This is a genomic window from Brachybacterium zhongshanense (assembly GCF_055385755.1).
In genome coordinates, this window is record NZ_AP043790.1 from 1,913,587 (window position 1) to 1,940,356 (window position 26,770).

A 26,770-nucleotide genomic window follows, 5' to 3' on the forward strand; every position below is an offset into this window, starting at 1 on the left:
GATCGGACGGGTACGGTGGTTCCGTGCATCGCAACTCGTACTCCCTGGCAGCCCTCGCCGCCGCTGCGGTCCCCGGGCTGGTCCCCGTGCGCACGACTCCGATCGTCCTGCCCGTCGACGACCTCGACGCGGCCGGCATCGTCGGCGAGGACGACCGACGGGTCCTGGTGCTCTCCCCTGCCACCACGGCGGCAGGCGTGCGCCTGGAGCGCGACCTCGCGGTGGCTGATGCGCTGGGCGGCACGCCGCTGCGAGCCGTCGTCCCGCCCGTGCTGGGCTTCGTGAAGCTGTCCGAGGGCGGCCGCGCCGCCGTCACGCAGGCTCCCGCCGGACGTCCCCTGATGCTCGACGACCTGCGCGACTCCTCCGAGGCCGCCCGCTCGCTCGGCAGGGTCCTGGCACGCATCCACACCGTGCCCCGCTATGCCGCGGAGTCGGCGGGCGTGGAGTGCTTCACCGCCGAGGCGCTGCATGCCGAGCACCGCGCCCACGTCGACCGTGCCCGCGAGGGGGACCGTCTGCCCACCGCGGTCGCGCAGCGCTGGGAGGCCCTCCTGAAGGATGCCGAGCTGTGGGACTTCACGCCGCAGTTCGTCCACGGCGACCTCTCCGAGGAGTCGCTGCACATCTCGGGCGAGGCGATCAGCGGTGTGCGCGACTGGTCGGCGGCGAAGGTCGCGGACCCTGCCGGTGATCTGGCCTGGCTGATCTCGTCGCTCGAGCCGGATCAGTTCGACGAGCTGTACTCGGCCTATCGCGAGGAGCTGCCCACCGCACCGCATCCGCGCCTCGTCGAGCGCGCCCAGGCGCTCGGCGAGTTCGCCGTGTGCGAGTGGCTGCTGCACGGACTGGACACCGGCGACCAGGAGATCGTCGAGGACGCGCGCGGCATGATCTCGGACCTCGACCAGGATCTCGCGCAGCTCGCCCGTGACGAGGCCGAGCGCACCTATGAGGAGCTCAGCGCCCAGGAGTGAGCCGCGCGTCCCGCCCCATCGGGCGGGTGCGGTCCTCCGGCAGCGGCCATCCGCAGGGAGAGGTCATCCGCCGGGAGAGGTCATCCGGCAGAGGATCACGCGCCGGGGACGACCATCCTCTCGATCTGCTCGCGCCCCGGATGCTCCGCGACCTCATGGGTCCGATCCTCGCCGACGTAGTGGAAGGCCGTGCGGATCCTCTCCAGTGGCAGCCCTGTCGTCTCGTGCCAGGCCAGGCGGTAGATGGACAGCTGCAATGAGCGTTCCCGCAGCTGTGCGGGCGGGGGCATGCGTCCGGTCTTCCAGTCCACGATGATCACGCCATCGGAGCCGTCCGTCCCCTCGGGGTCGGCGAAGACGGCGTCGATCACGCCGCGCACGGCGATCGACCCCAGCTGCGTGGTCACCGGGTGCTCGACGACGAGCGGCCGCCGGTCAGCCCATGCGGAGGCGGCGAAGGCCTCCCGCAGGGAGATCTCGTCGGCCGCCGGCCCCTCGTCCTCGAGACCGGAGTCGACGAGCTCCTCGAGGTCGATCAGTGCGGCCGACTCGAAGCGAGACTCGAGCCAGGCATGGAAGGCCGTGCCTCGCGCCGCCGCCGGAGAGGGGCGGCGCGGCAGCGGGCGCAGCAGGTCCATCGCAGCTCCGACAGGGTCCTTCGCCTGCTGCACCACCTGGGAGGCCGACAGCCGCGGCGGCGAGTGCACCGCGGGCTTCGCCTCCTGGTCGGCCAGATCGGCGAGCGCCCTGTCCACGAGGGTCGCGAGCACCGGATCGGAGATCTCGGTGCCGAGATCTCCGGATCCGGCAGCATCGAGCATGGCCTGAGCCCGGTCGCGGGCCGCCTCGGCCTCTCCGGGCTCGGGCGGCCACCATGCCACCTCCCGCTCGGTCTCCAGCGGATTCTCGTCGGGCACCTCCTCGATCGTGCGGAAGGGCTCGGGCACGAGGTCGGAGACCTCGGCGAGATAGCGGGACCGGGGGCGAGCCCCGGACAGCCCCGCTCGCCACGCCGCTGAGGTCAGCAGGAGCCGACGCTTCGCACGGGTGACCGCGACATACATCAGACGGCGATCCTCCCGCAGCGACTCCTCCCCCTGGTCGACGTGGTACTGCTCTATCAGCTCCTCCGCGTCCACCTGGGTGTCGGCCTCGGCCCAGGCGAGCTCGGGCAGGGTGTCGGCATCCCCGCGCAGGGCCGTGGGCACCGAGGCGGAGGAGAGCGGTCCGAGCCAGCCGCTGTCGGGCACGCGGACGCGTCCGGTCTCGTCCGCCTTCGCGCGCCGCAGGTCGTAGGACGGCACCGTGCCCTCCGTGAGCCCGGCGACCGCCACCAGGTCCCATTCGAGGCCCTTGGCGGAGTGCATCGTCACGATGGTGACGGCCGACGGGTCCGCCTCCGCGGCCCCTCCGCCTGCGGCGCGGACGGCGAGCCCCGCCTCCTCGTCCTCGCTGATCTCCAGCAGGTCCAGATAGGCGCCGAGACCGCCGCGCTGCGCCGTGCGGTCGAAGGCGGCCGCATGGTCGCGCAGGGCCTCGAGGTCGGCGAGCGCACCGGGTCCACGGTCCTGCTCGAGGAGCTCGAGGTCGATCTCGAGGGTGCGCACGGCGGCGGTGACGAGATCCGGCAGAGGCAGCGGGAGCAGGCGACGCATCGCCCGCAGCATCTGCTGCAGCGCGAGCAGCCGCTCCCGCGCGTCCGCGCTGAGGGAGCGCCCGGCTGCGTCCTCCCAGCCTTCAGGCGGGAGATCGTCGACGGCATCGAGCAGGGTCACCTCCTCGGCCTCGTCAGGAGCCGCAGCCTGGTCGGGGGCCGCAGCCTCGTCGGATGCCCTCGCAGCACTCGTCGTCGGCTGATCCGAACCGTCGGTCGGGCTCTCCGGTCTCCTCCGCCGGGCGGTCCGCACGCGCGATCCCATGCGGTCGCGCCATTTCCCGAGCACCGCGAGGTCGCGGGCGCCGAGGCGGAAGCGGGGACCGGTCAGCAGACGCATCAGGGCATCTCCGCGCCCCGGATCATGAGCGCAGGTGAGCAGCGCTCGCACGTCGGCGACCTCCGGTCGGTGCAGCAGACCTCCGAGACCCACCACCTCGACCTGCAGCCCTTCCGCCTCGAGCCCTTCGACCAGTGCCGGGATCTGGCGCCGGGCGCGCACGAGCACCGCTGCGGAGGGAGTCTCCCCGTCGTCGGCCTCACCGCGGCGGGCGATGATCCAGCGGGCGATGGCGCGCGCCTCGGTCCGCTCGTCGGCGGCCTCATAGGACTCCACAGCGCCCTCCCCCGCACCGGGTCGGGGTTCCAGCTCGGGGATGGTCACCCCGCCGCCGGCGGCGCGCAGGGGTGCTGCCAGCCGGTTGGCGATCGAGAGCACCGCCTGGTCGTTGCGCCAGGACGTCGACAGGGTGCGCTGGAGCACCGGGTGCTCCGCGGAAGCGAAGGCGGTCGCGAAGCCGCCGAGCGATGCGCTGGAGGCGCCTCTCCATCCGTAGATCGCCTGCTGCGGATCGCCGACGGCGCAGGCCGCGTGCCCGGGGCCGAAGAGATCGGCGAGCATCCGCAGCTGGGCGACCGAGGTGTCCTGGAACTCGTCGAGGAGGACCACCCGATGCCTGCTGCGGGCGTCGGCCGCCGCCCGCGGAACCTCACGAGCGATGCGGGCGGCCAGTGCGATCTGGTCGGCGAAGTCGAGAGCGGCACGGGCACCGCGCTCGTCGGCGAACCGTTCGAGCAGCGGCACCAGGGCGAGCCGCGCCTCGAGCGCGTCGAGCACGGCGGCGACCTTCCTGGGCGTCGTGCGGCGCCGTCCCTCCGCCTGCAGGGGGATCCCCGCGAGGTGATCGCGGATCTCCCGCAGATGCTGCTCGAGCTGGGCAGGGGTCACCAGATGGTCCGAGAGCGACGAGGTCAGAGAGATCAGCGCGGCCGTCAGCGTCGCCGGAGACGCCTCGAGGTCCAGGGAGTCGTCGCTGGACTCCACGAGGGAGTGCGCGAGCTGCCAGGACGCGGAGGCCGACATCATGGTCAGGTCGGGATCCAGGCCGACGGCGAGAGCATGCTCGCGCACGAGGTCGAGGGCGAACCCGTTGTAGGTGGCGACTGTCGGGCGCTGGCCCACCAGCTCATCCGAGCCGCGATCGAGACCGGGCGGCAGCTCGAGCCCCTCGGCGCGCAGCGCATCGGCGAGAGTGCGCAGCCGTGCGCTGATCCGTTCGGCGAGCTCGTTGGCGGCCTTGCGGGTGAAGGTCAGGCCGAGCACATGGCGCGGCTCCACGATCGCATTGGCGATCAGCCACACCACTCTCGAGGCCATGGTCTCGGTCTTGCCCGATCCGGCCCCGGCCACCACCAGCATGGGAGCCAGCGGCGCCTCGATCACCGCGGCCTGCTCTGCAGTGGGCGCGGGCTGACCGAGCAGGGCGGCGAGGTCCCCGGCGCCGAGCTGCGGGCGCTCCGGGGCCTCTGCCGACGGACGATCCGATGCTCGCTCCGACGGACGGTCCGGCAGGTCGGACGCGTGATCACTGCGGGTCACAGCTGAGCCCCCTCGGGCTGGAGCGGGCAGGACGAGCGCACGCCGCAGCGGCTGCAGTGCGGGTTCAGCCGGGCGATCACGCGCCGGCCGGAGACCTCGGAGGCGACGCGCTCGACGAGCTCGTCGAACCAGCCGGGATTCTCTGCGCGATCGAGCGCCCCCTGCGTCCGGACGGCCGCCTTGCGCCCGCCGGTGCCGACATAGACGAGCTCAGCGCCGGACAGGCGCTCGCGCGCGTCCTCTCCGAGCGCGCCGTCGAGCGCGCCGTCGCGCACCGCGGCCTGATAGGCGGCCAGCTGCAGGTCGGTCTCCGCGGCCTTGGCGGTCTTCGCGCTGCGCCCGGTCTTGAGATCGACCACGCGCACGCCACCGGCATCGCCTTCGATCCGGTCGATGCTGCCGCGCAGACGCACCCGGCCGAGCGACACGACGAAGGGCTCCTCGATCGCCAGCGGCTCCCCGGCGGCACGGGCGAGGTGCTGGGCGAGCAGGCGCGCGGCGTCCTCCGCGCGGGCCACGCGCCGTCGCCCCGACCAGGTGCCCAGACCCGGCGCTCCTCGCAGGAGCGCATGCAGCTGCTCCAGGAGGTCCTCGACCTCGCGCGGCTCCTCGGCGCCTCGCGGGTGGTCCTGCGCGATGCGATGCAGAGCGGTGCCGATGAGCTGCGCAGGTCCGGAGCTGCGCGTTCCCCCGGCACGCTCCATGAGCCATGCGCGCGGGCAGTCGTCGGCGCGCTCGAGGGCCGACGGCGACAGGGCGATCTCGCTGCCCGCGTCCTGCAGGGGCTCGTCGGACGTGGCCCGCTGGTGGTACCAGCGGGAGGGATCGGCACCGGGTGCTCCGGCCTCGGCGAGCAGTGCGAGCGCTCGGGCGGCATCGGCCCGGACGGGCTCCTGCCGAAGGTCATCGGAGTCGCCCGGTGCACCCGGACCGCCCGGAGCCTCTGTGCGCAGACGCCTGCGCAGCGCGGCCACCAGGCGCCGCGGGTCCGGTGCAGGTCCGGGATCGGCGCGCAGGAGGTCGACGTCCACCCAGGGCTCGGTCCCCTCGGCTCTCCCGAGCACGGCCTCGATCGCCTCGAGGAGCGCGGAGGGCACCGTCTCGGCGTCGTCGACCGCGGTGACCAGGACGTTGCGACGGGCGCGGGAGATCGCGGAGACGGCCATGCGCAGCTCGTCGTCGACGACCTGGCGCCGCTGGACCGCCCGCAGCGCCTCGGGGTCGCGGGGCAGGTCCTCGCCCTCGGCGCTCGAGGCGAGCAGCGACAGCTCGGCCGCTCCGAACAGGGTCGAGCGCAGACGCAGATCGGGCCACAGGCCCTCCTGGACGCGCGCCAGCACTACCGTGTCACGCTCCTCGCCCGCGATCTGCGCGGGCGTCAGCACGGCCAGCCGCCCCCGGGGCTCGGCTCCCGCGGCCAAGGTGTCCTCGACGACCGCCTGGGAGCGCACCTGCTCGATGAGATCGAGGGGACCCGCACCGGGGCGACGGTCGGCCAGGCGCTCGGCGGCGGCGAACAGCGCCATCAGCGCGTCGAGACGAGCTGCGGCGAGACGGGCTCGCGCCCCGTCGACGTCGCCGGATCCTCCGAGAGCCGCTCGCCGCCAGCCGCCCGCGAGACCCGCCGCGTCCCATGCCGCCCACAGCACCTCCTGCGCTGCGGCTCCCTCGGGCTGCGCGCTCACGGCGGCGATCATCTCCCGCAGACGGTGCACGGGCGCGGAGGCGCGGTCGCGCTCATCGGGCGCCGGGAGCCCCGGCACCTCCCGGTCGACGAGCGCCCGCGCCAGCAGCTGCTCGCTGGTGGCCGAGTCGTCCTCGCTCGCGGCGAGCAGGCGACGACGGATCCTCCGCAGGCGCAGCGCATCGGCGTCCCCGAAGGGACCGCGCAGCAGCTCGAGGGCGCGCAGCGGCTCCAGCTCCACCTCCCCGAGGCCGATCTCGACGACCGCGAGGAGATCGGCCACCACGGGCTCCTCGCGCAGCGGTCGGAGGCGCCGCGGCACCCGCACCGGCAGACCGGTGCGGGCGAGCAGATCGGCGACCTGCTCGACGGCGCTGCGGGAGCGGCAGATCACCGCCATGTCGTCGTAGCCGATGCCCTCGCGATGGTGGAGGTCGCGGAGGGCGGCACCGATCAGTCTGGCCTCCTCGAGAGCGTCATCGGCACGGAGCACCGCGACCGATGCCGGACCGACGGGTCCGCTGCTCGCCGTCGGCCCCTCTGAGGGGCGCCTCACCTCCGAGGGCGCTCCGGCGAGCGGGAGCCGACTGCGCAGCGCATCGAGCACGGGCGAGGGAGGTCCGGGCAGGACGAGCTCGGCCGTCCCGTCGCGGGACACCGAGCCGGCGATCTCCTGCTCGACGGCTCCGCGGACAGGGCCGCGCACGCGCCGCAGGCCATCACGCAGGCGCGCTGGGGCGTCGGGGACCGCGCCGCGGAAGGTGTCGACCGCTTCGTCGGGGCAGGCGGTGGCGAGAACACGGGCACCGGCGCCCGCGAGCGCCAGGACGAGGGCGACTCCGGCGGTGGTGAGGTCCTGCGCGTCGTCGACGACGACGACCGATGCAGGAGGAGGCACTGCCTCCGACTCCAGCAGAGCCGCTCCGCGTCGGACCAGAGCGCCGCTGTCCAGGCGGGGTCCCGCGTCCAGCGCGGTGGCGGCCTCGAGGTCGAGCACTCCGAGATAGTCGCGCAGCATCGAGGCCGCATCCCGCCAGGCAGGACGCATCCGGCGTCTGCCCAGCGCATCGAGCTCGGCAGGAGCCAGCCCGAGCTCGGCGGCGCGCGTGATCAGATCGCGCAGCTCGGTGCGGAATCCGGGCAGGGCGCGGGCTGCGGCATCGATCTCGAGATGCCATGGCTCGCCTGCCTCGTCACGGGCTGCGATCAGCTCCGCCAGCAGGGAGTCCTGGTCCGCGCCGGTGACGAGCGCTGGTTCACCGAGTCCGCGGGCGACCGCGTCCTGGCGCACGATCGCGAAGCCGAGCGCCGCCGGTGTGATCGCTCTGGCACGCGATCCGGCGACGCCGAGGGCGTCCCGCAGGCGCGCGGCCGAGGTGCGTCGCGGGGAGATCAGTAGAGCGCCCTCCCCCGCATCGGCCGCAGCGGAGAGCGCGATCGCGGTGCGACCGCTGCGGGGCGCCCCGTGGACGAGGACGTCGGCCCCTCCGCGCAGCGCCTCGAGGGCGCGCCGCTGCACCTCGCCCAGGTCCTCCGGCGCCGGGACGGCGGGGAGGGCTGCGAGGTCGGGGCCGAGCAGTCTGATCGCGGTGCGGTGCTCCATGGTGAGCCCATTCCACCTCATGGCTCGGACGCCCGGGAGGGCCCGGCCTGCCCGGAGCCGACGGTAGAGTGTCGGGGATCACTGCACCTCGGGAGGCCCTCGACCATGTCACCGACCACGCGGATGCCCCGTACCGAGCGCCGCGCGCAGCTCCTCGAGCTCGCCACCCGCGTCTTCACCGAACGCGGCTACCAGGCCACCTCGATGGACGACATCGCACGCGCCGCCGGTGTCACCAAGCCCGTCCTCTACCAGCACTTCTCCTCGAAGGAGGATCTCTACGGCGAGGTCATCGAGATCACCGGCGCCACGCTCCTGGCTGAGGTGCGGTCGATCGCCGAGGTCCCCGGTGGGACCGCGGAGCGGGTCCGCTACGGCCTCTCCCGGTTCGACGAGCTGGTGGGCCTGTACGGCGCGCTCCAGCTGTTCACGGGCGACCAGGAGGTGTCCGCCGCGGTCGCCGAGAGGCTGCGCCGCGTGCTCGATGAGATGGCTGTGGAGCTCGCCGGAGTCCTCGCCTCCTTCCGCGTCCTCGACGAGGCGCAGGCTCGAGCGATCGGCCGCGCGATGATCGGTCTCACGCGCTCGACCGCCAAGATGCTGCAGGAGGTCGACAGCGAGGAGGAGCGTCAGGAGATCCTGACCGCCATGACCACTCTCGCCGTCGGCGGGCTGCACGCCTTCGAGCCCCTGCAGGACGCCCCCGGTGGCCGGTAGACTCCCGGCCGCCCCACAATCGCACGTCCGCCGTTCGGCGGAAGAAGGAAGGCGCAGGCCATGGAGATCCGCATCGGCATCCAGCACTCCCCCCGCGAGATCGTGATCGAGTCCGAGGAGGAGGCCGCCGCCGTCCTGGAGTCCCTCACCCAGGCCGTCGAGTCCGGCTCGCCGACGACGCTGCGCGACTCCAAGGGCCGCACGGTCCTGATCCCCGGTGCGAAGGTCGCCTACGCGGAGGTCGACAACCAGGAGCCGCGCCGCGTCGGCTTCCTGGGCTGAGCCCGCCCCCGCATCGTGACGGACGCGGAGCGACCTGAGGACACCGCGCGGCCGGAGGACACCGCGCGGCCGGAGGACGTGGAGCGCATAGGGCCTGACCCCGAAGGCGCCGAGTCCGAGGCCGAGGGGTCCGAGGAGGGCGAGCGCGCACGCCGCCGCAGGCGCCGCCTGCGGCGACTCCGCTTCGCCCACATCAGCACGACCGCGATCGTCGCTCTGCTGGGCGCGATCGTCGGCATCCTGCTGGTGCCCGCCAGCAAGGTCGATATCGGGCCGCTCACCGCGACCGTCCACATGCGTCCCTCGCTGCACTCCGAGACCGCGATCCTGCTGCCGCCCGTCGGCGAGGTCGACTTCGACACCCACACTGCGCCGGTGCGCATCGAAGCCCGCGTGAAGAATGTGGACATCGAGGCGGCGCAGGAGCTGCTGTACTCCGACGACGCGCTCGCAGAGCTCGAGGACACCGCCCCGGAGGCGCTGACCGCGGCCGCCGCCCGCAACGCGCTCCTGAACGCGACGTTCGCCGCGGCGGGCGCCGGCCTCGCGGTGGCGATGACCTTCCGCCGCCTGCGGCGCTCGCTCCTCTCCGCCGGGAGCGCCGTGGCCGTCGTCGCCGCGGGCGTGGTCACGACCTCGGCGACGTTCCGCCCGCAGGCGCTGTACGAGCCGACCTTCGACGGTCTCCTCACCCAGGTCACCTACATCGCCGACCTCGGCCACAGCACTCTCGCCGACTACTCGAGCTACCGCGCCACGCTCGCGGAGTTCGTCAGCCAGGTCTCCGCCCTCTACATCGCCGCGGACTCCCTCCCCGTGGGCCTGGACGAGACCCAGATCATCACCGTCCTGCACGTCTCGGACATCCACGACAATCCGCAGGCCTTCGACGTCATCGACCAGCTCGAGGAGCAGTTCGCGATCGATCTGGTGATCGACACCGGTGACATCGTCTCCTGGGGCACCCAGTTCGAGCACGATCAGCTCACCGCGATCGGGCAGCTCGACGTCCCGTACGTGTACATCATGGGGAACCACGACGGCTCCTCGACCGCTGCGGCGATCGCCGCCCAGGACAATGCGATCGTGCTGGACAACGAGGTCGCCGAGGTCGAAGGACTGACCATCGCCGGTATCGGCGATCCCCGCTTCGCGGCCGACGACGACTCCGACACCACCGGGTGGCAGGAGGGCAAGGACGCGGTCGCCGCCTCCGCCTACCAGCTCGGCGACACCATCACCGCCTGGGATGAGGAGAATCCCGAGAACACCGTCGACCTCGCCCTGATCCACGATCCCACGCAGCCCGAGGGTCTCGAGGGGCGCGTGCCGCTGGTGCTGTCCGGTCACATGCACACCTCGGACGTCGAGCTGGACCGCGACGGCTCGGGGACCGACTGGCTGACGGTCGGCTCGACCGGCGGGGCCCTCGCCTCCGGCGGGGTCGCCCCCGTCCTCGAGGGCGAGGATCCCCTGGACCTGACCGCGAGGATGCTCTACTTCGACCGCACGACCGGGCGTCTGGTCGCCTATGACGACATCGTGATGGGCGGCCTGGGCCTGGTGTCCATCTCGATCAACCGCACCTCGATGCCCGACGAGGAGTCCGTCCTCGAGGTGCCCGAGGGCGCCGAGACCCCTGAGACCCCGATCCCGACGGAGCTGGAGGTCGACGAAGGCGAGAGCCTCCCCGACGAGGACCGTGTCACCCCGACGGATCCCGCCTCGCCCCTTCCCGAGGTGAGCGACGGCGGCGAGGGCTAGACTGCAGGCGCACATCCATGACCAGAGAGTTGAACGGTGCCTGAAACCATCCCGCACACCGAGGAGGCCGTGTCGGCCTCCAGCGCCGTCGAGCAGAGCTCCGGCCCCCAGCAGACCTTCGCCGACTTCGACATCCGCGCCGACATCGTCGACGCGCTCGCGGCGAAGGGCATCATCCACCCGTTCCCGATCCAGTCCATGACGCTGCCGGTCGCGCTCAAGGGGCGCGACATCATCGGCCAGGCGAAGACCGGCACGGGCAAGACCCTCGGCTTCGGCATCCCGCTGCTGCAGTCCGCTGTCGCTCCCGGGGAGCCCAATCCCGACGGCAGGGAGATCGGCAAGCCCCAGGCGCTCGTCGTCCTCCCCACCCGTGAGCTCGCCGTCCAGGTCGCAGAGGACCTCCAGGATGCTTCCGCGAAGCGTCCCGTGCGCATCCTCACCGTCTACGGCGGTCGCGCCTACGAGCCGCAGATCGAGGCCCTCGAGAAGGGCGTCGAGGTGGTCGTCGGCACCCCCGGCCGGCTCATCGACCTCATGCGGCAGAAGCATCTGGACCTGTCGCAGGTGCGCACCGCCGTCCTCGACGAGGCCGACGAGATGCTCGATCTGGGCTTCCTGGAGGACATCGAGAAGCTGCTGCGCGCAGTCCCCGAGAAGCGTCAGACGATGCTCTTCTCCGCCACGATGCCAGGGCCGATCCTGGCTCTCGCACGTCGCTTCATGAGCCGTCCGACCCATATCCGCGCCCATGACCCCGGCGACGAGTCACGCACCAAGGCGGACATCAAGCAGGTCGTCTACCGTGCGCACCAGCTCGACAAGATCGAGGTGCTGGCCCGCATCCTCCAGGCTCGCGGCCGCGGGCTGACGGTGGTGTTCATGCGGACCAAGCGACAGGCCGACAAGGTCGCCCATGACCTCATGGACCGCGGCTTCGCCGCCGCGCCGCTGCACGGGGACCTGGGACAGGGAGCGCGCGAGCAGGCCCTGCGGGCATTCCGCCACGGCAAGGTCGACGTGCTGGTCGCCACCGACGTCGCCGCCCGAGGCATCGACGTCGACGATGTCACCCACGTCATCAACTGGAACTGCCCGGACGACGACAAGACCTACCTCCACCGCACCGGCCGGACCGGCCGCGCGGGCAAGAAGGGCACGGCGGTGACCTTCGTGGACTGGGAGGACCTGGCGCGCTGGGCGCTGATCGCCCGGCAGCTGGGACTGGAGTCCACCGAGGCGGTCGAGACGTACTCGACCTCCGAGCACCTGTACACCGAGCTCGACATCCCCGAGGGCACCAAGGGCACGCTGCCTCGCGAGAAGCGCACGCGCGCCGGCCTCGACGCCGAGGAGATCGAGGATCTCGGCGGACCCGACGGCCCGCGCGAGCGCTCCCGGAGCGACCGAGGCGGACGCGGCGGACGCAGTGAGCGGAGCGGACGCGACGACAGGGGCGGCCGTGGCGGGCGCTCGGGCCGCGGCGGCCGGGGCGGTGCAGCCCGCGTCGAGGGCGGCGACCGCTCCTCCGATCGCACGGAGGACTCGGAAGGCGCTGCGCGCACGTCGTCGGACCGTCCCCGTCGCCAGCGCTCGCGCACCCGGACCCGCCGTGTGAACGGCGAGGTCGTCGACGGGGCGGCATCGGAGCAGGGCCAGGGGGCGCAGACCTCCGACGGGGATCGTCCCCAGCGTCGTCGCACGCGCGGCGGCCGCGGCCGCGGTCGCGGAGACGGCGGCTCGTCGAACGGCGGAGGCAGCTCGCAGGAGAGCTGACTCCGCCCGCGAGGACCTCTCACAGCATCGGCCCCGGACCGCACGGTCCGGGGCCGATGCTGTGAGAGAGGTGATCGAGAGGTCTCCGCCCCGCGCCGGGAGCGCCATCGGCGCCGCAAGCCGACAGCCGACAGCCGACAGCGACATGGGGAGAGGACCTGTGCGAAGCCCCGCTCGTCAGCCGACGACCATCCCCCAGTCGATGAGGAACGAGTGGACGGCGTCGAAGATCATCTGGGTGCTGATCGCGGCGAGCAGGACACCGGCGATGCGGGTGACGAGGGTGACGCCGCCCTGGCCCAGGACCTTCGCGATGACGGAGGCGAAGCGCATCGCCAGGTACATGCTCAGCGCCAGCAGGATGGTCGCGATGACGAGTGCGCTGATCCTCGCGGGCTCTCCCCCGGTCTGCTCGACGAACAGCATCATCGCCACGATCGCTCCGGGCCCGCCGAGCAGCGGTGTGCCCAGCGGCACGAGGGCGACGTTCACGCCTTCGCTCGCAGCCATCTCGCCCTCCTTCCCGGCGAGCAGCTGCAGCGCGACGATGAGCAGCAGCAGACCTCCGGAGAACTGCAGCGCCGGCAGCGAGATGCTCATGTAGGCGAGGATGAACTTCCCGAAGAGCGCGAACACGGCGATGATCAGGACCGCCACCCCGACAGCGACCAGCGCCGCGCGGGACCGCTGCTTCGCGGTCATGGTGCTGGTGAGCGACAGGAAGATGGGCACGGTGCCCGGTGGGTCGATGATGACGAAGAGGGTGACGAACGCTCCCGTGAGGAAGCTCAGGTCGACCAGGTTCACGGGGTGATGACCTCGGTGCTGCTCGTGGCGCGACGGGTGATCGCGTCCAGGACGTCCGGCTGCGTGAGGTTCTCTCCGAGCCGGTTGGGCTTGCCGGCGCCATGGTAGTCGCTGCCGCCGGTGACCAGCAGGCCGCGGTCCTCGGCCAGGTGACGCAGGCGGTGGCGCACCTCACGGTCGTGCTCCCGGTGGTCCACCTCGATCCCGTCGAGCCCCGCAGCGATCATCTCCTCGAGCAGATCGACCGGGAGGTTCCCCTCCCGGGAGGCGGAACCGGGATGCGCGACGACCGAGACGCCGCCGGCCTCGCGGATCGCACGCACCGCCGTCGCAGGATCGGGCGCATAGTGCCGCACGTAATAGGGTCCGGATGCCGCGAGCATCCCGTGGAAGGCCTCGGTGCGGTCAGCGACGACGCCGGCCCGCACGAGGGCGTCGGCGATATGGGGGCGCCCGATGACCGTGGTCTCCCCAGCCACCTGATCGAGCACGTCCTCCCAGCTGATCGGATGGTCGGCACCGATCAGCTCGACCATGCGCCGGGCCCGCTCCTGGCGGGAGCGCCGGGCACGCTCCATCTCGCGGGCGAGCTCGGTCTCCTCCGAGGGGTCGACCAGCAGGGCGAGCACGTGGACGCTCAGCCGACCGTGCTCGCAGGAGACCTCGATGCCGGGTACCGCGGCGACGCCGCTGGTGCGCACAGCCCGCGGCAGCTCGTCCCAGCCGGCGACGGTGTCGTGGTCGGTCAGGGCGAGCATGTCCAGGCGGGCCGTGCGGGCCCGCCGGAACAGAGCTGCCACATCGACCGTGCCGTCCGACCAGGTCGTGTGGGCGTGCAGGTCGATGCTATCGGTCATGCATCCAGGGTAGTCCGCGGTGTGGGACGATCGAGGCGTGAACACCGAGCGCACCGACAGCACAGACAGCACCCGCACCACCGCTGAGGATCTCGCCTCGCGCGGGGACACCCGGTCCCAGCGTCCGACCAGCGCCGCGTTCCGCGAGTTCATCGCCTCCGGATGGGACGAGACGGTCCCCGACGCCGATCCGCTGCCCTCGACCCGCTTCACCCCTGCGCGGCGCGATGCCCTGGTGCGCGCGGTGCCCGCAGCTCGTCTGGTGCTGCCGGCGGGGGTCCTGAAGGTGCGCTCCAACGACACCGACTATCCCTTCCGCCCGGACACCGCCTTCGCCTACTACTCGGGGCTGGGCACCGATGAGGAGCCCGACAGCGTCCTGGTCGTCGAGCCCTCCGCGGAGGATCCCTCGCGCGCCGAGGCCACCTACTTCTTCCGTCCTCGCGCGGGCTTCGACTCCGATGAGTTCTTCGCCGACTCCCGCTACGGCGAGATGTGGGTGGGGCGGCGCCCGACTCTCGCCGAGGCCGGCCAGCGCCTGGGCATCGAGGTGCGCCACATCGATGAGCTGCGCGACCACCTCGCCAAGGACGTCGGCGCGCAGCTGTCCCTCGCGGTGATGCCCGGCGTCGATGCCGAGGTGGAGGCGATGGCCTGCGAGATCCGCTCCCAGAACGGGCTGCCCGGCGCCGGCGAGCAGGAGACCGTCGAGGAGTTCGCCCGCCTCAAGGAGGCCGCGAGCGAGCAGCGCCTGGTCAAGGACGAGTTCGAGATCGAGCAGATGCGGGAGGCGGTCGCGGCCACTCTGCGGGGCTTCGCCGATGTCGTCCGTGCGCTGCCCGACGCCGTCGGGCACGCCCGCGGCGAGCGGGTCATCGAGGGCGCCTTCGCGCGCACCGCCCGCGCCGACGGCAACGGCGTCGGCTACGACACGATCGCCGCCGCCGGCGACCATGCCTGCACCCTGCACTGGATCCGCAACGACGGCGCGGTGCGCGAGGGCGAGCTGGTGCTGGTGGACGCCGGCGTCGAGATCGACTCCCTGTACACGGCCGACATCACCCGCACGATCCCCGTGTCAGGAACCTTCTCCCCCGCCCAGCGGAAGGTCTACGACGCGGTCCTGGAGGCCTCCGACGCGGTCTTCGCGATCGCTCGCCCGGGCATCCGGTTCCGCGAGCTGCATGCGACTGCCATGGAGGTCGTGGCCCGGCATCTCGCCGACTGGGGTCTGCTGCCGGGAAGCGCAGAGGAGTCGCTGCTGCCGGACAACCAGTGGCACCGTCGCTGGATGGTCCATGGCACCAGCCACCATCTGGGCATGGACGTGCACGACTGCGCGCAGGCGCGCCGCGAGATGTACCTCGATGCCGAGCTCGTCCCCGGGATGGTGTTCACCATCGAACCCGGCCTGTACTTCAAGCAGAACGACCTGCTGGCTCCCGAGGAGCTGCGCGGCATCGGGGTCCGCATCGAGGACGACGTGCTGGTGACCGCCGACGGCGTGGAGAACCTCTCGAAAGCCGCACCCCGCCGGGCCGACGATGTGGAGGCATGGATCGCTAGTCTGAGGGGGTGAGCTCCACCGCCCCGCGCTTCTACGCCGCACGCCTCGCCGGCACCTCCGTGTTCGACCCTCTGGGGGACGCGGTGGCGAAGCTGCGCGACGTCGTCGTGATGCCGCAGGAGCGAGGTTCGGCCCGCGCGGTGGGGTTCGTCGTCGAGGTCCCCGGGAAGCGGCGGGTCTTCCTTCCGATCACCCGGGTGACCGCGATCTCCCCCGGTCAGGTGATCTCCTCCGGCCTGCTGAACGTGCGCCGCTTCGAGAAGAGGCGCGGTGAGCTGCTGGTGATCGGAGATCTGCTGGACCGGGCGGTGCAGCTCGCCGACGGGTCCGGCGAGGCGACCGTCGTCGACATCGCCCTGGACCAGGATCGTCATCGCGACTGGGAGATCTCGCGCCTGCATCTGCGCCGTCGGCGCGGGGGCTCGCTCACGCGCCTGGTGTCGCGCGGGGAGACCCTCACCGTCCGGCCGTCGGAGGTCACCGGTCTGTACGGCACCCAGGCGGAGCAGTCGGCCCACCTGCTGGCCGCCTCCTACCAGGATCTCAACCCTGCCGATCTCGCCGAGATGCTGCAGGAGCTCGATCCCAAGCGCCGCGTCGAGCTGGCCGGGGAGCTCGCCGACGAGCGCCTCGCGGACGTCCTCGAGGAGTTGCCCGAGGACACCCGCGTCGAGCTCGTGACCGGCCTGTCCTCGGAGCGCGCCGCCGAGATCCTGGATGCGATGGACCCCGACGACGCCGCGGACCTCGTGCAGGAGCTGCCCGAGCCCGTCGCCGCGGAGCTGCTGGAGCTGATGGAGCCGGAGGAGGCGGAGGACGTCCGTCGTCTGCTCGCCTACGACGAGTACACCGCAGGCGGTCTGATGACGACGGAGCCGCTGATCGTGGCACCGGAGACGTCGGTCGCGCTGTGCCTGGCGATGATCAGCCGGGAGGAGCTGCACGCGGCGCTCGCCTCGACGGTCCATGTCTGCCGCTCCCCGCTCGAGACCCCGACGGGACGTCTTCTGGGCATCGTCCACTTCCAGCAGCTCCTGCGCGAGAGACCCGACCGCGCCGTCGGCGAGATCATCGACGCGGACCGCGTCACCCTCGAACCGACGGCGCCGCTGTCGCAGGTCACACGGGAGATGGCGACCTACAACCTGGTGTCCATCCCGGTGGTCGACGAGGACGGGCGCCTGCTCGGTGCGGTGACGGTCGACGACGTGCTCGACCACGTCCTGCCCGATGACTGGCGCGAGCAGGACGAGCCGGCGCCCATCACCGGTCAGATCGACCTGTCGGAGATCGCGCGCGCGACCGCGCGCGACGGGCACGACGGGCACCACGGAAGGGAGGAGTAGGCATGGCGGAACGCAGCACCCCTGCGCTGGACGATCCGGCCCCGCGCCGCGGACGCGGCCGCCTGCGCAGTCCCTTCGCCGGCGACGCCTTCGGGCGGGGCGCCGAGGGCTTCGCGCGGTTGATGGGCACTCCTGGCTTCCTGGTGGGGATGACTCTGTTCTGCGCCATCTGGCTGACCTGGAACACGGTCATGCCCGAGCGGGCCCAGTTCGACCCTCGCTCCATGAACTTCACCCTGCTGACACTGATCCTCTCGCTGCAGGCCTCCTACGCCGCACCTCTGCTGCTGCTCGCGCAGAACCGCCAGGACGACCGCGACCGCGTGCAGGCCGAGCAGGACCGCCAGTCCAACGAGCGCAACCACGCGACCACGGACTTCATCACCCGTGAGATCGCCTCCCTGCGCCTGGCGCTGAACGAGGTCGCCACGCGCGACTTCGTCCGCGGCGAGCTGCGCGACCTGGCCGACGACCTCGACGAGGCGGCCGGCCCGGACCACGACCGTCAGGGCGATGCCGACCTCCCGACGAAGCGTCCCGCTGTCCCCGACCAGCTGGATCCCGAGACTCTGCGAGCGATCGTCCGCGAGGAGATCGCCGCCGCCCTCGCCGCCGGCGGGGAGCACCATCCGAAGGAGACGCAGGAGAAGTGAGCACCAGCGCGCACGACGAGCAGGATCCCCGCATCGAGCGGATCCGCGAGGCTCTCGACGGGGTGATCGACCCCGAGATCCACCGCCCCATCACCGAGCTCGGGATGGTCGGCGACATCCATGTGGACGAGGACGCGACGGCGCGGGTCCGCGTGCTGGTGACGATCGAGGGCTGTCCCATGCGCGATCGGATCGAACGGGACACGGCCGAGGCGGTCGCGACGGTGCCGGGGCTCAGCCGCGTCGAGGTCAGCACCGAGGCGATGACCGAGGAGCAGCGCCGGGAGCTGACCGCGCGGCTGCGCCAGGGTAGACGCCAGATCCCCTTCAACCAGCCCGGCTCCCTCACCCGGATCTTCGCGGTCTCCTCCGGGAAGGGAGGGGTCGGGAAGTCCACGGTGACCGCTAACCTGGCGGCGGCGATGGCGGCCGACGGGCTGAGCGTCGGAGTGATCGACGCCGACATCCATGGCTTCTCGATGCCCGGCATGTTCGGCGTCTCCGACCAGCCCACGAAGGTCTCCGATCTGCTGATGCCGCCTGAGGCGCACGGCGTGGCCGTGATGAGCATCGGCATGTTCGTGCCCGAGGGCCAGGCCGTCGTCTGGCGCGGACCGAAGATGCATCGGGCGATCGAGCAGTTCGCCTCGGACGTCTACTGGGGCGACCTGGATGTGCTGCTGCTGGATCTCCCCCCGGGCACCGGCGATGTGGCGATCTCCGTGGCCCAGCTGCTGCCGCAGGCGAAGATGGTCGTGGTGACCACCCCGCAGGTCTCCGCGGCGTCCGTCGCCGAGCGCGTGGGCTCCTTGGCGACGTCGACGGAGCAGGACATCGCCGGTGTCGTCGAGAACATGGCGGGGCTGACGCTGCCCGACGGGTCGGTCATGGACGTGTTCGGCTCCGGTGGCGGAGACCGCGTCGCCGCCACCCTGTCAGCGGCCGTCGACCATGATGTCCCGGTGCTGGGACGGGTCCCCCTCGAACCGGCCCTGCGCGAGGGGTCCGATGCGGGCACGCCCCTCGTGGTCTCCCAGCCGGGTTCCCCCGCTGCCCTCGCGCTGACCGAGGTCGCCCGGAAGCTCACCCACAGACCGCGCGGGCTGGGAGGCATGAAGCTGCCGCTGTCGGTCTCCCGCAGCTGACAGCACCAGCGGATCGTCGCTGTCCGCGGCACGGGCCCTGACGGACCGCCTGGCCCACGACGCACTGCGGCCCTGTGAGGTGCTCTGCTCCTCACAGGGCCGCAGTGCGTCCGCGGGCTCTGAGAGCATCTGCGGGTTCTGAGATCTCAGGTGGCCTCGGGATCGAAGGGCGCGCGCTGGGGGCCGTCGTCCTTCGCGGACTTCTTCCCCCCGGTTCCCTTCTTCGCGGACGAGGAGGTCGACCCCGAAGCCTTCCCGCCCGACGTCCTCGTCTTCGCCTTCCCGCCGGCGGCGACGGTGAGCGCCTCCTCGGAGGGCAGGAGATCCTCGACGGAGGTGTCGCCCCAGGCCTCGCGGATGATGCGGCGGGGGTCGTACTGGCGGGGGTCGTACTTGCGCAGATCGTCGATGGCGATGCCCATCTCGTCCTCGACGGTGGAGCGGGAGTCCTCGACCCAGCGACGGGCCTGGCGCACCCATCGGACGATGTTGCGCGTGTACTCCGGCAGACGCTGCGGACCGATGATGACGAGGAAGATGACGAGCAGGACGACGGGCTCCCAGCCGTTGAGTCCGAAGAAGCTCACTAGTCCACCTGACCTCGTCCGCTCGCGCCTGGACGGCGCGCATTCCGCCGACCCATTATGGCAGAGGGGAGCTGTGATGCGTCACAGGATCCGCGGCCGCCGGGAGGGCCCTTGGGAGGGCTCTCGGCTGACGTACCCTTAGGCGATCGAGGAGCTTGCAGGAGGGTGGATCCATGTCGTCGGGAAAGGTCGCCAGCTGGGCGCATGGCGAGGAGTTCGTCGACGAGACGACGCTGTTCCCCGACGAGGGGGTCCTCGCCCGTGCCCGTGATCGCGGCAATGAGCTGGGCACCGATCCGGTGCTGCCCGGCGCCGGCGCGCTGCTGCGTCTGCTGGCCGCCTCCGTGCAGGCGCGCTCCGCGGTGGAGATCGGGACCGGGAGCGGCGTCGGCTCGCTGTACCTGCTCTCGGGGATGCATCCCGAGGGCGTGCTCACCACGATCGATCCCGAGGTGCTGAACCAGCACGCGGCACGGGAGGCCCTGACCGAGGCGGGGATCCGCTCCGGTCGGATGCGGACGATCGCGGGAACGCCGCGCGACGTCGTCGGCCGTCTCACCGACCATGCCTACGATCTGGTGACCTTCCCGGCGCATGCCGCTCACGCGCTGGACCTGCTCGCCCATGCTCGACGGCTGCTGCGGCCCGGCGGAGTCCTGGTGATCTCGCATGCTCTGCACCATGACCGGGTGGCCGATCCGACGGCGCGCGACGCCGTGACCCAGAACGTCCGCGGTCTGCTGCATGCTGTCGCCGAGGCGGAGGATCTGATCCCCGCGCTCGTCGGCAGCGGTGACGGCACCCTCGCCGCCGTGCTGCGAGGCTGACCGACAGCCCGCCGGCTCGCCCCGTCCCCTCGGCTCGATCGGGCGGACACCGCCCGTCGTCGGCCATCGCCCGCGGGACCGGCTGCAGGCCGACGGGCCGGACATGACAAGGGCCCCGCACCGGATCGGTGCGGGGCCTTCGCCCGCCTCAGGCGGAGGCCTCCTCAGGCCTTGATGACGCCCTCGAGAGCATCCCGCAGAGCCACGGCCTCGGACTCGGCGATCTCGACGACCAGACGGCCGCCCCCCTCGAGCGGGACGCGCATGATGATGCTGCGTCCCTCTTCCACGACCTCGAGCGGTCCGTCACCGGTTCGCGGCTTCATAGCAGCCATGGCGTGCCTCCTAGATGGTGTCGCTGTCCCTGGCTCGGCCCCCCGGACGGGGCCTCGGTCAGCCCGGGTACGGTGGCCATTATCTCAGGTCTTCGGACCGGCTCGCGCGCCGACGCCGCGGACGCGGCGGAAGCGCGATCCCGTCCCCCGTCCTCCCGAGCGCCACAGCGACCATCAATATCGCCGTCACCAGTGCGATCAGGAGCAGCAGGATCACCATCGGGCTGACCGCGGTCATCGTGCGGCGGCCTCGCGCAGCACCTCGAGCGCCTCCTCGGCCGTGTCCACGACCCGCAGCAGATCGATGTCGGAGGCCTTGATCAGCGCATGGTCGAGCACCGCGGAGGAGACCCAGTCGATCAGTCCCTGCCAGTAGGCGCGCCCGACCAGGACCACCGGGAACATGCTGATCTTGTGCGTCTGCATCAGGCACAGCGCCTCGAAGAGCTCGTCGAGCGTCCCGAAGCCGCCCGGCATGACGACGAAGCCGCTGGAGTACTTCACGAACATCGTCTTGCGGGCGAAGAAGTACCGGAAGTCGACGCCGAGGTCGACATACTCGTTCATGCCCTGCTCGTGCGGGAGCTCGATGCCGAGGCCGACGGAGACGCCGCCCGCTTCCTTCGCGCCGCGGTTGCCGGCCTCCATGATGCCCGGACCGCCGCCGGTGATGACGGCGTATCCCATCTCGACGACGCCGCGGGCGATCTCGACGGCGCAGCGGTAGTCCGGATGATCGGACGCGATCCGTGCCGAGCCGAAGATGGAGATCGCGGGGCCCAGGTCGGCGAGCGCGCCGAAGCCCTCGACGAACTCGCTCTGGATCCGCAGCACCCTCCACGGGTCCATATGGACCCATCCGCCCGCCGGATCACGCTCCAAGAGGCTCTGGTCGGTGGTGCGGGCGGGGCGCTGGCCACCGGCGAAGGTGACAGGTCCGCGACGGTGCCGTTCTCGTTCCTCGGGAGTCATGAGCCCCAGGGTAGACGCAGCGCACCCTCGCACCGCGCAGCCGGCGCGCTCACCGCGGGAGGGGCCGGCCTGTTCCCGGCGAGAGCGGGCAGGTGCCTCAGGCCTCGGAGCCGGGCACCAGGAACCGCCGCAGGCTCGCGAGGGCGCTGCGCAGCTCCGACAGCGGCACATGCTCGTCGTCGGTGTGCGCGAGCAGCGGGTCACCGGGCCCGAAGTTCACCGCTGGGGTGCCGAGCGCGGAGAACCGCGCCACATCGGTCCAGCCCTGCTTGGCCGCGACCGGCACGTCGCCGCCGAGAGCCGCGAGGAACTCGCGCGCGGGCTCGGAGTCCAGACCCGGCAGGGCCCCAGGAGCGCTGTCGGTGACGCGGATGCTGACGTCCAGGCCCCCGAGCAGCTCGCGCACGTGCGCTTCGGCCTGCTCGGGGCTCGTGTCGGGGGCGAAGCGGTAGTTGATCGTGGCGCTCGCGCGATCGGGGATGACATTCCCGGCGATGCCGCCGGAGATCGCGACGACGTTCAAGCACTCGCGGTACTCGAGGCCGTCGATGACGGCACGGCGGGCCTCGTAGCCGTCGAGCCTCTGGAGCACGGGAGCCAGGTGATGGATGGCGTTGTCCCCCACCCAGTCGCGGGCGGAGTGCGCTGCGACGCCCGTAGTCGTGACCTCGAGCTTCATGGTCCCCTTGCAGCCGCCCTCGACTCCCGCCGAGGTGGGCTCGCCGAGGATCGCGAAGTCCGCCTCGAGCAGCTCCGGATGCTCGGCGGCGATGCGCGTCAGAGCGTTGTCGGCGGCGGCGACCTCCTCATGGTCGTAGAAGATCCAGGTGAGATCGCTGGTGGCGCTGTCAGCCTCGACGGCGAGCGCCAGGAGCACGGCCACGCCGCCCTTCATGTCGACGCTCCCGCGCCCCCAGAGGACCTCCTCCCCGTCGATCGTCCGCCGCTGAGAGGGCAGGTTGTCCGCGAGCGGGACGGTGTCGAGATGACCGGCCAGCAGCACACGACGGCCCAGCCCGCGCTCCGTCCGAGCGATGACGGTGTCTCCGTCGCGGAGGATCGACAGATGCGGCGCATGGGTGCGCAGAGCCCTCTCGACAGCATCGGCGAGCGTCTGCTCGTCCCCGGAGACGGACTCGATGTCGACGATCGCCGCGGTGAGGTCGACGATGTCGGCACGGGGGTCGAGGACGGGGACGGACACGCGGGCCGCAGAGGAGCCCGCGGCCGAGGACGCGGAGGATGCCGAGGTGGGCGAGGGCATGGCGGTGCTCATGCGCCCTATCGTGCCACCTGCGGCGCAAGCGCTCCCCCGGCGCGGGCGAGACGCAGGGCGACGGCCTCCGCGTGGCGCAGCAGCTGCGGTCCGGTTCCGGGCTCGGCAGTGATCGCCGAGCCCGGTTGAGCGGTGGACACCGGGATCCCCACCATGAGCCGGCGCTCGTGCACGGTCCCGTCGGCGGCGATCGGCGCGTACAGGCCGTCGACGGCGATCGAGCCGGTGAGCATGCGTCGTCGGCTTCCGCGGGATGCCCACGAGTCCTTCTGCACCTCCCCCCGCTCGCGCCAGGCGCCGATCAGGGCGCTGCGATAGGCGGGGAGGTCCACGGGCGGCAGGTGCGCCTCGAGCACCCCGTCGCACAGGATCGTCGGCCCTTCGCCGGCCCGGACGGCGAAGCGTCCGGCCTCCTCGTCGATGTCGAGATGCATGCCGGGGCCGGTGAACTCCACCAGTCCGGCCTCCTCGAGGGCGAGGAGCTGGCGCACGCGCAGCACCGGCGGTCCCGACGCCCAGGAGGCGAAGGCGTTGCGCAGATGCCCGTCGATGTCCTGGCGGACGCTGTCGGTCGTGTAGGCGCCGAGATCGATCAGACGGTTGACCTGGATGCGCAGTGCGATCAGCGTGCGATAGACGAGCACCCAGGCGTCGTCGGGAGCGGTCGCGCAGCGCAGGGCCTCCCGCAGCACGTCGCGGGTGCGACGATGCGCGTCTGCGATCGGCCCCCCGCGACGTCCGAAGGGGAACAGCAGCTGGATCAGCGCCTCGTCGCTCGCGAGCTCCTCGGCACCGATGCCGCGCAGCGCGCGTCGCAGCTCGGCGAGCATCAGCGGCATGACGTCCCGTTCGTGGTCCACGCCCGCCGGGCGGACGGCCAGCTCGAGCACGCGCTCCGGGGTGAGCACCTGCAGCGTGCAGGGCTCGGGCAGGATGTCGCCGAGATCGGGCTTCGGCCGGTAGACCATGCCGGAGCGCGAGCCGACGACGAGGCGCGGCTCCCCTCCCCCGGCCGCATAGCGCAGGCCGGAGGGAGCCCCGGCGTCGGGGAGGAACCGGCCGCCGGCGACCGCGGTGATCATGCCGATCGCGTCGTAGAAGTTCAGCCCCATCCCCTGCACGGCGACGGCCTCGCGACCCAGCAGGGAGGCATAGTCGACGTCGAGCGGGTTGGAGGGCCCGATGTGGACGAGGCCATGACGCTCGGCGGCGTCGGCCAGCTGCTGGGAGCGGGGTCCTGGGGCGGTGGGCAGATGTCCGAGTGCGAGGGCGACGGCGTCGGCGGTGAGCACGCGGCCGTCGTCGAGGCGCACCCGCTGGGGGCCGTCGGCAGGGCCGGTCACGTCGACGGCCTCCGCGCGGTGCCGGACGATGCGGATCCGCGAGGGATCGGCGTCGGCCTCCGCCGTCATGAGGACGTGCGCGAGATAGCGGCCGTGCGCGGCGCGCGAGGCGAAGTCGGTGGGCGCGCAGCCCTCGGCGGCGAGATGGTCGGCGAGGGTCTCCGTGCGGAGGACGGGGAGCGCCGGATGGCAGCTGTCGTCGGGGTAGAGCGTGGTCTGGCAGGTGGTGGTGTTCATCAGCAGGACCTCGCTCTGGTCGTCCCTCCAGACGGCGCCGCCGCGGCCGACGTCCGGGTCGATCAGATGGACGGTCAGCGGAGCCCGCCACTCGGGCAGCGTCGACGCGGCCACGAGCCGCTCGACGATCGCGGTCCCCCGGGGGCCCGCGCCGACCACGACGATCGACCGCAGGGGGGCAGACGTCCGGGCGGCATCGACGGTGGGGACGGCGGTCTCGCTCATCCACTCAGTATCACCCGATCCGCCGGGGAGCTCGTGCGAGCATGGGCGCATGGAGAACCAGCTGCCCTTCCCTCCCGGGAGCCCGCGCCGCGGATCGGAGCCCCGAGGGTCGGACTCCGGAGCGTCGGAGTCCGGAGCGTCGGGGTCAGGTCCGTCAGAGGACTGGCGCATCTCGCCTCCGCGCCATCTGCAGCAGATGCCCTCCGGTCTGCTGGGCGGCCGCAGAGCCGCCCGCCTGCGGTCGATCGCCGCCGCCCCCTGGCTGCCGCACGAGCGGGCGACCGCCGACGCGACGGTCATGGCGGCATGGCTGACGACGCCTCAGCGCGCCCGCTACGCGCCGACGCTCCGTGCCGGCGACGATCTCGATGAGTTCGTGACGCGTCTGGGGGATGAGCGCCGAGTGGCGCTCGAGGAGGGCGTCGAGAGGATCGAGGATGAGCTCGCCTCGGCGGCTGAGGCCGAGAGGGCCGCACGTCAGACGGTGCTGCGAGTGCTGGAAGGCGTGCTCATCCTGGTGGCGCTCGCTGCGACGGTGCTGTTCGCCCGCGCGGACAGCGCCGTGGCCGAGCTCGGGCGGCTCGGGGAGGAGGGCGGTCTCGGCTCGCTGCTGCAGCAGGCACGCGGAGACGCGCTGACGACGGGGACGGGATTCCTGATGGTCGCTCTGGTCGCCCTGGTCGCGGCGGCCGTCGTGGGAGGGGCGGCGACGCGCCGACGCGATCGGAGGATGCTGGAGTGGGCGGTGTCGCGTCCCGGGCAGCTGGGGCGCGGGATTCCCGTCCGCCGCCCGCTGCAGATGACCTCGGTCGGTGTCACGCTGGTGATGGTGGTGGGGCCGGTGCTGTTGACCGGCTTCGCGATCGTGGGCGCGTTCGTTGGCGCCGCAGTCCTGCTGATCATGCTGATCAGCAGGGATGATCCGTCCTTGATCACGACGGGCTGGATCCTGGTGGGCTCGGCGGTGGCGGCGCTCGTGATCGCGGTGGTGCTGTTCAACCTCCGCATGCGACGGATGGAGCTCAGGATGCGACGCTCGATGGCCTCCGAATGGCTCGGGCGATACGGCTCGAGGCGCACCTCGGACTGAGACGCTGAGACGTCCTCTGCGTCGAGGGCCCCGGCTCCGATCGCCTCCGCTCCCATCGCCCCCGCGTCGAGGGGGCCATGCCGCGCCGCCCGGCTCGCATGGCGGGTGGCGGAGGCCGACTGCACACCGGACCTTCACGAACCCCCTCCCCCTGTCTCCGTAGACTTGCCCCATGACCACGACGACTCATGCCTGGGGCATCGGCCTCGCGACCCTCGCTGCCGACGGCTCGACCCTCGACACCTGGTACCCCGCCCCTCAGCTGGGCGAGGCCCCCGCCGATCCGACCGGGGAGCAGCTGCACGGACAGCTCTCCTCCGCCGCTCATGCCGACGAGACCCGCGGCACCGTGCAGGAGGTCGTCGTGCGCGCGATCGAGCTGGCCTCCCCGCCGGCCGACGCCTCTGACGCGTACCTGCGCCTGCACCTGCTCTCCCACCGGCTGGTCCGGCCCAACGAGCAGAACCTGGAGGGTCTGTTCGGCCAGCTCACCAACGTGGTGTGGACCTCTGAGGGCCCCTGCGCGGTGCCCGGCTTCGAGCAGACGCGCCTGCGTCTGATCGCCGCCGGCCGCACCCCGACGGTCTACAGCGTCGACAAGTTCCCGCGCATGGTCGACTACGTGCTCCCCTCGGGCGTCCGCATCGGCGACGCCGACCGGGTGCGGCTGGGGGCGCACCTCGCCGATGGCACGACCGTCATGCACGAGGGCTTCGTCAACTTCAATGCGGGGACGCTCGGCACCTCCATGGTCGAGGGGCGCATCTCCCAGGGCGTCGTCGTCGAGGACGGCTCCGACGTGGGCGGCGGCGCCTCCACGATGGGCACTCTCTCCGGCGGCGGCACCGAGCGGGTGCGCATCGGCAGGCGGTCCCTGGTCGGTGCCGAGGCCGGCGTCGGCATCGCTCTCGGCGACGACTGCGTCGTCGAGGCCGGCCTCTACATCACCGCGGGGACCAAGGTGATCGTCGTCGGCGAGAAGGGGCAGTCCTCCGAGGATCGCCCTGTGGTCAAGGCCCGTGACCTCTCCGGAGTCTCCAACCTGCTCTTCCGCCGCAACTCGCTGACCGGGGCCGTCGAGGCCGTCGCCCGGGCCGGCCAGACCGTCGAGCTGAACGCGGCGCTGCACGCGAACTGACGCGCGCAGCAGACCCGACAGCCCGCCAC

21 protein-coding genes are annotated in these 26,770 nt (G+C 72.1%); 12 read left to right on the forward strand and 9 right to left on the reverse strand.

The genetic code is table 11. The features are described from left to right. Positions 1–23 precede the first annotated feature (23 nt). The gene (locus ACZ5AJ_RS08620; protein ID WP_464132828.1) at positions 24–977 is read left to right on the forward strand and encodes a phosphotransferase; all 954 of its coding nucleotides are present in this window, start codon (positions 24–26) and stop codon (positions 975–977) included. A 95-nt stretch (positions 978–1,072) separates the two neighbouring features. Here ACZ5AJ_RS08620 and ACZ5AJ_RS08625 read toward each other — a convergent pair whose 3' ends face one another. Then, on the reverse strand, positions 1,073–4,510 hold the full coding sequence (locus ACZ5AJ_RS08625; protein WP_464132831.1) for an ATP-dependent helicase: 3,438 nt from the start codon (positions 4,508–4,510) through the stop codon (positions 1,073–1,075). Then, entirely contained in the window at positions 4,507–7,797 is a 3,291-nt protein-coding gene (locus ACZ5AJ_RS08630; protein ID WP_464132834.1) for a PD-(D/E)XK nuclease family protein, read from the reverse strand. Before ACZ5AJ_RS08630 ends, ACZ5AJ_RS08625 begins: the two co-directional genes overlap by 4 nt. 105 nt (positions 7,798–7,902) lie before the next feature. On the opposite strand from ACZ5AJ_RS08630, the gene ACZ5AJ_RS08635 reads away from it, so the two are divergent. Genes ACZ5AJ_RS08635 through ACZ5AJ_RS08650 form a run of 4 tightly spaced genes read left to right on the forward strand, consistent with a single transcriptional unit; the run spans position 7,903 to position 12,336 of the window. After that, on the forward strand, positions 7,903–8,514 hold the full coding sequence (locus ACZ5AJ_RS08635) for a TetR/AcrR family transcriptional regulator (protein WP_464132837.1): 612 nt from the start codon (positions 7,903–7,905) through the stop codon (positions 8,512–8,514). A gap of 60 nt (positions 8,515–8,574) precedes the next feature. Then, positions 8,575–8,796 carry a DUF3107 domain-containing protein gene (locus tag ACZ5AJ_RS08640; RefSeq protein ID WP_464132841.1) on the forward strand — a complete coding sequence of 74 codons (222 nt, stop codon included), beginning with the start codon at positions 8,575–8,577 and terminating at the stop codon, positions 8,794–8,796. Between the two features lie 15 nt (positions 8,797–8,811). Further along, a complete protein-coding gene (locus tag ACZ5AJ_RS08645; RefSeq protein ID WP_464132846.1) occupies positions 8,812–10,560 on the forward strand; it encodes a metallophosphoesterase in 1,749 nt (582 codons plus the stop codon). A gap of 36 nt (positions 10,561–10,596) precedes the next feature. Beyond that, complete coding sequence (locus tag ACZ5AJ_RS08650; RefSeq protein ID WP_464132851.1) at positions 10,597–12,336, forward strand: DEAD/DEAH box helicase; 1,740 nt, start codon at positions 10,597–10,599, stop codon at positions 12,334–12,336. A gap of 177 nt (positions 12,337–12,513) precedes the next feature. Here the strand turns inward: ACZ5AJ_RS08650 and ACZ5AJ_RS08655 are convergent, their stop codons facing one another. Beyond that, positions 12,514–13,143, reverse strand: a complete 630-nt coding sequence (locus tag ACZ5AJ_RS08655; protein ID WP_464132854.1) for a MarC family protein — start codon at positions 13,141–13,143, stop codon at positions 12,514–12,516. Continuing rightward, a complete protein-coding gene (locus tag ACZ5AJ_RS08660) occupies positions 13,140–14,000 on the reverse strand; it encodes a PHP domain-containing protein (protein WP_464132858.1) in 861 nt (286 codons plus the stop codon). Before ACZ5AJ_RS08660 ends, ACZ5AJ_RS08655 begins: the two co-directional genes overlap by 4 nt. A 37-nt stretch (positions 14,001–14,037) precedes the next feature. Here ACZ5AJ_RS08660 and ACZ5AJ_RS08665 point away from each other — a divergent pair, with 37 nt between their 5' ends. Genes ACZ5AJ_RS08665 through ACZ5AJ_RS08680 form a run of 4 tightly spaced genes read left to right on the forward strand, consistent with a single transcriptional unit; the run spans position 14,038 to position 18,711 of the window. Then, entirely contained in the window at positions 14,038–15,579 is a 1,542-nt protein-coding gene (locus ACZ5AJ_RS08665) for an aminopeptidase P family protein (RefSeq protein WP_464132862.1), read from the forward strand. After that, positions 15,576–16,913, forward strand: coding sequence for a magnesium transporter MgtE N-terminal domain-containing protein (locus tag ACZ5AJ_RS08670; protein ID WP_464132864.1), 1,338 nt, complete (start codon positions 15,576–15,578; stop codon positions 16,911–16,913). Before ACZ5AJ_RS08665 ends, ACZ5AJ_RS08670 begins: the two co-directional genes overlap by 4 nt. Positions 16,914–16,915: 2 nt before the next feature. Beyond that, entirely contained in the window at positions 16,916–17,566 is a 651-nt protein-coding gene (locus ACZ5AJ_RS08675) for a DUF1003 domain-containing protein (RefSeq protein WP_464132868.1), read from the forward strand. Next, positions 17,563–18,711, forward strand: coding sequence for an Mrp/NBP35 family ATP-binding protein (locus ACZ5AJ_RS08680; protein WP_464132872.1), 1,149 nt, complete (start codon positions 17,563–17,565; stop codon positions 18,709–18,711). Before ACZ5AJ_RS08675 ends, ACZ5AJ_RS08680 begins: the two co-directional genes overlap by 4 nt. Before the next feature lie 146 nt (positions 18,712–18,857). On the opposite strand, the gene ACZ5AJ_RS08685 is transcribed toward ACZ5AJ_RS08680, so the two are convergent. Next, positions 18,858–19,298, reverse strand: coding sequence for a twin-arginine translocase TatA/TatE family subunit (locus ACZ5AJ_RS08685; RefSeq protein WP_464132875.1), 441 nt, complete (start codon positions 19,296–19,298; stop codon positions 18,858–18,860). Positions 19,299–19,471: 173 nt separating this feature from the next. Here ACZ5AJ_RS08685 and ACZ5AJ_RS08690 point away from each other — a divergent pair, with 173 nt between their 5' ends. Beyond that, positions 19,472–20,125, forward strand: coding sequence for an O-methyltransferase (locus tag ACZ5AJ_RS08690; RefSeq protein ID WP_464132877.1), 654 nt, complete (start codon positions 19,472–19,474; stop codon positions 20,123–20,125). A gap of 164 nt (positions 20,126–20,289) precedes the next feature. Here the strand turns inward: ACZ5AJ_RS08690 and ACZ5AJ_RS08695 are convergent, their stop codons facing one another. From ACZ5AJ_RS08695 to ACZ5AJ_RS08710, 4 genes are all read right to left on the reverse strand, one after another. After that, positions 20,290–20,460, reverse strand: coding sequence for a DUF3117 domain-containing protein (locus tag ACZ5AJ_RS08695; protein ID WP_464132880.1), 171 nt, complete (start codon positions 20,458–20,460; stop codon positions 20,290–20,292). Between the two features lie 234 nt (positions 20,461–20,694). Further along, positions 20,695–21,432, reverse strand: a complete 738-nt coding sequence (locus ACZ5AJ_RS08700; protein WP_464132882.1) for an LOG family protein — start codon at positions 21,430–21,432, stop codon at positions 20,695–20,697. 97 nt (positions 21,433–21,529) lie between these two features. After that, the gene (gene dapE, locus ACZ5AJ_RS08705) at positions 21,530–22,708 is read right to left on the reverse strand and encodes a succinyl-diaminopimelate desuccinylase (RefSeq protein ID WP_464132885.1); all 1,179 of its coding nucleotides are present in this window, start codon (positions 22,706–22,708) and stop codon (positions 21,530–21,532) included. Between the two features lie 5 nt (positions 22,709–22,713). After that, positions 22,714–24,513, reverse strand: coding sequence for an FAD/NAD(P)-binding protein (locus ACZ5AJ_RS08710; protein WP_464132889.1), 1,800 nt, complete (start codon positions 24,511–24,513; stop codon positions 22,714–22,716). Positions 24,514–24,562: 49 nt separating this feature from the next. Here ACZ5AJ_RS08710 and ACZ5AJ_RS08715 point away from each other — a divergent pair, with 49 nt between their 5' ends. Next, positions 24,563–25,603 carry a hypothetical protein gene (locus tag ACZ5AJ_RS08715; protein ID WP_464132892.1) on the forward strand — a complete coding sequence of 347 codons (1,041 nt, stop codon included), beginning with the start codon at positions 24,563–24,565 and terminating at the stop codon, positions 25,601–25,603. Between the two features lie 172 nt (positions 25,604–25,775). Then, positions 25,776–26,741, forward strand: a complete 966-nt coding sequence (gene dapD / locus ACZ5AJ_RS08720; protein WP_464132897.1) for a 2,3,4,5-tetrahydropyridine-2,6-dicarboxylate N-succinyltransferase — start codon at positions 25,776–25,778, stop codon at positions 26,739–26,741. The last annotated feature ends 29 nt before the right edge of the window (positions 26,742–26,770 follow it).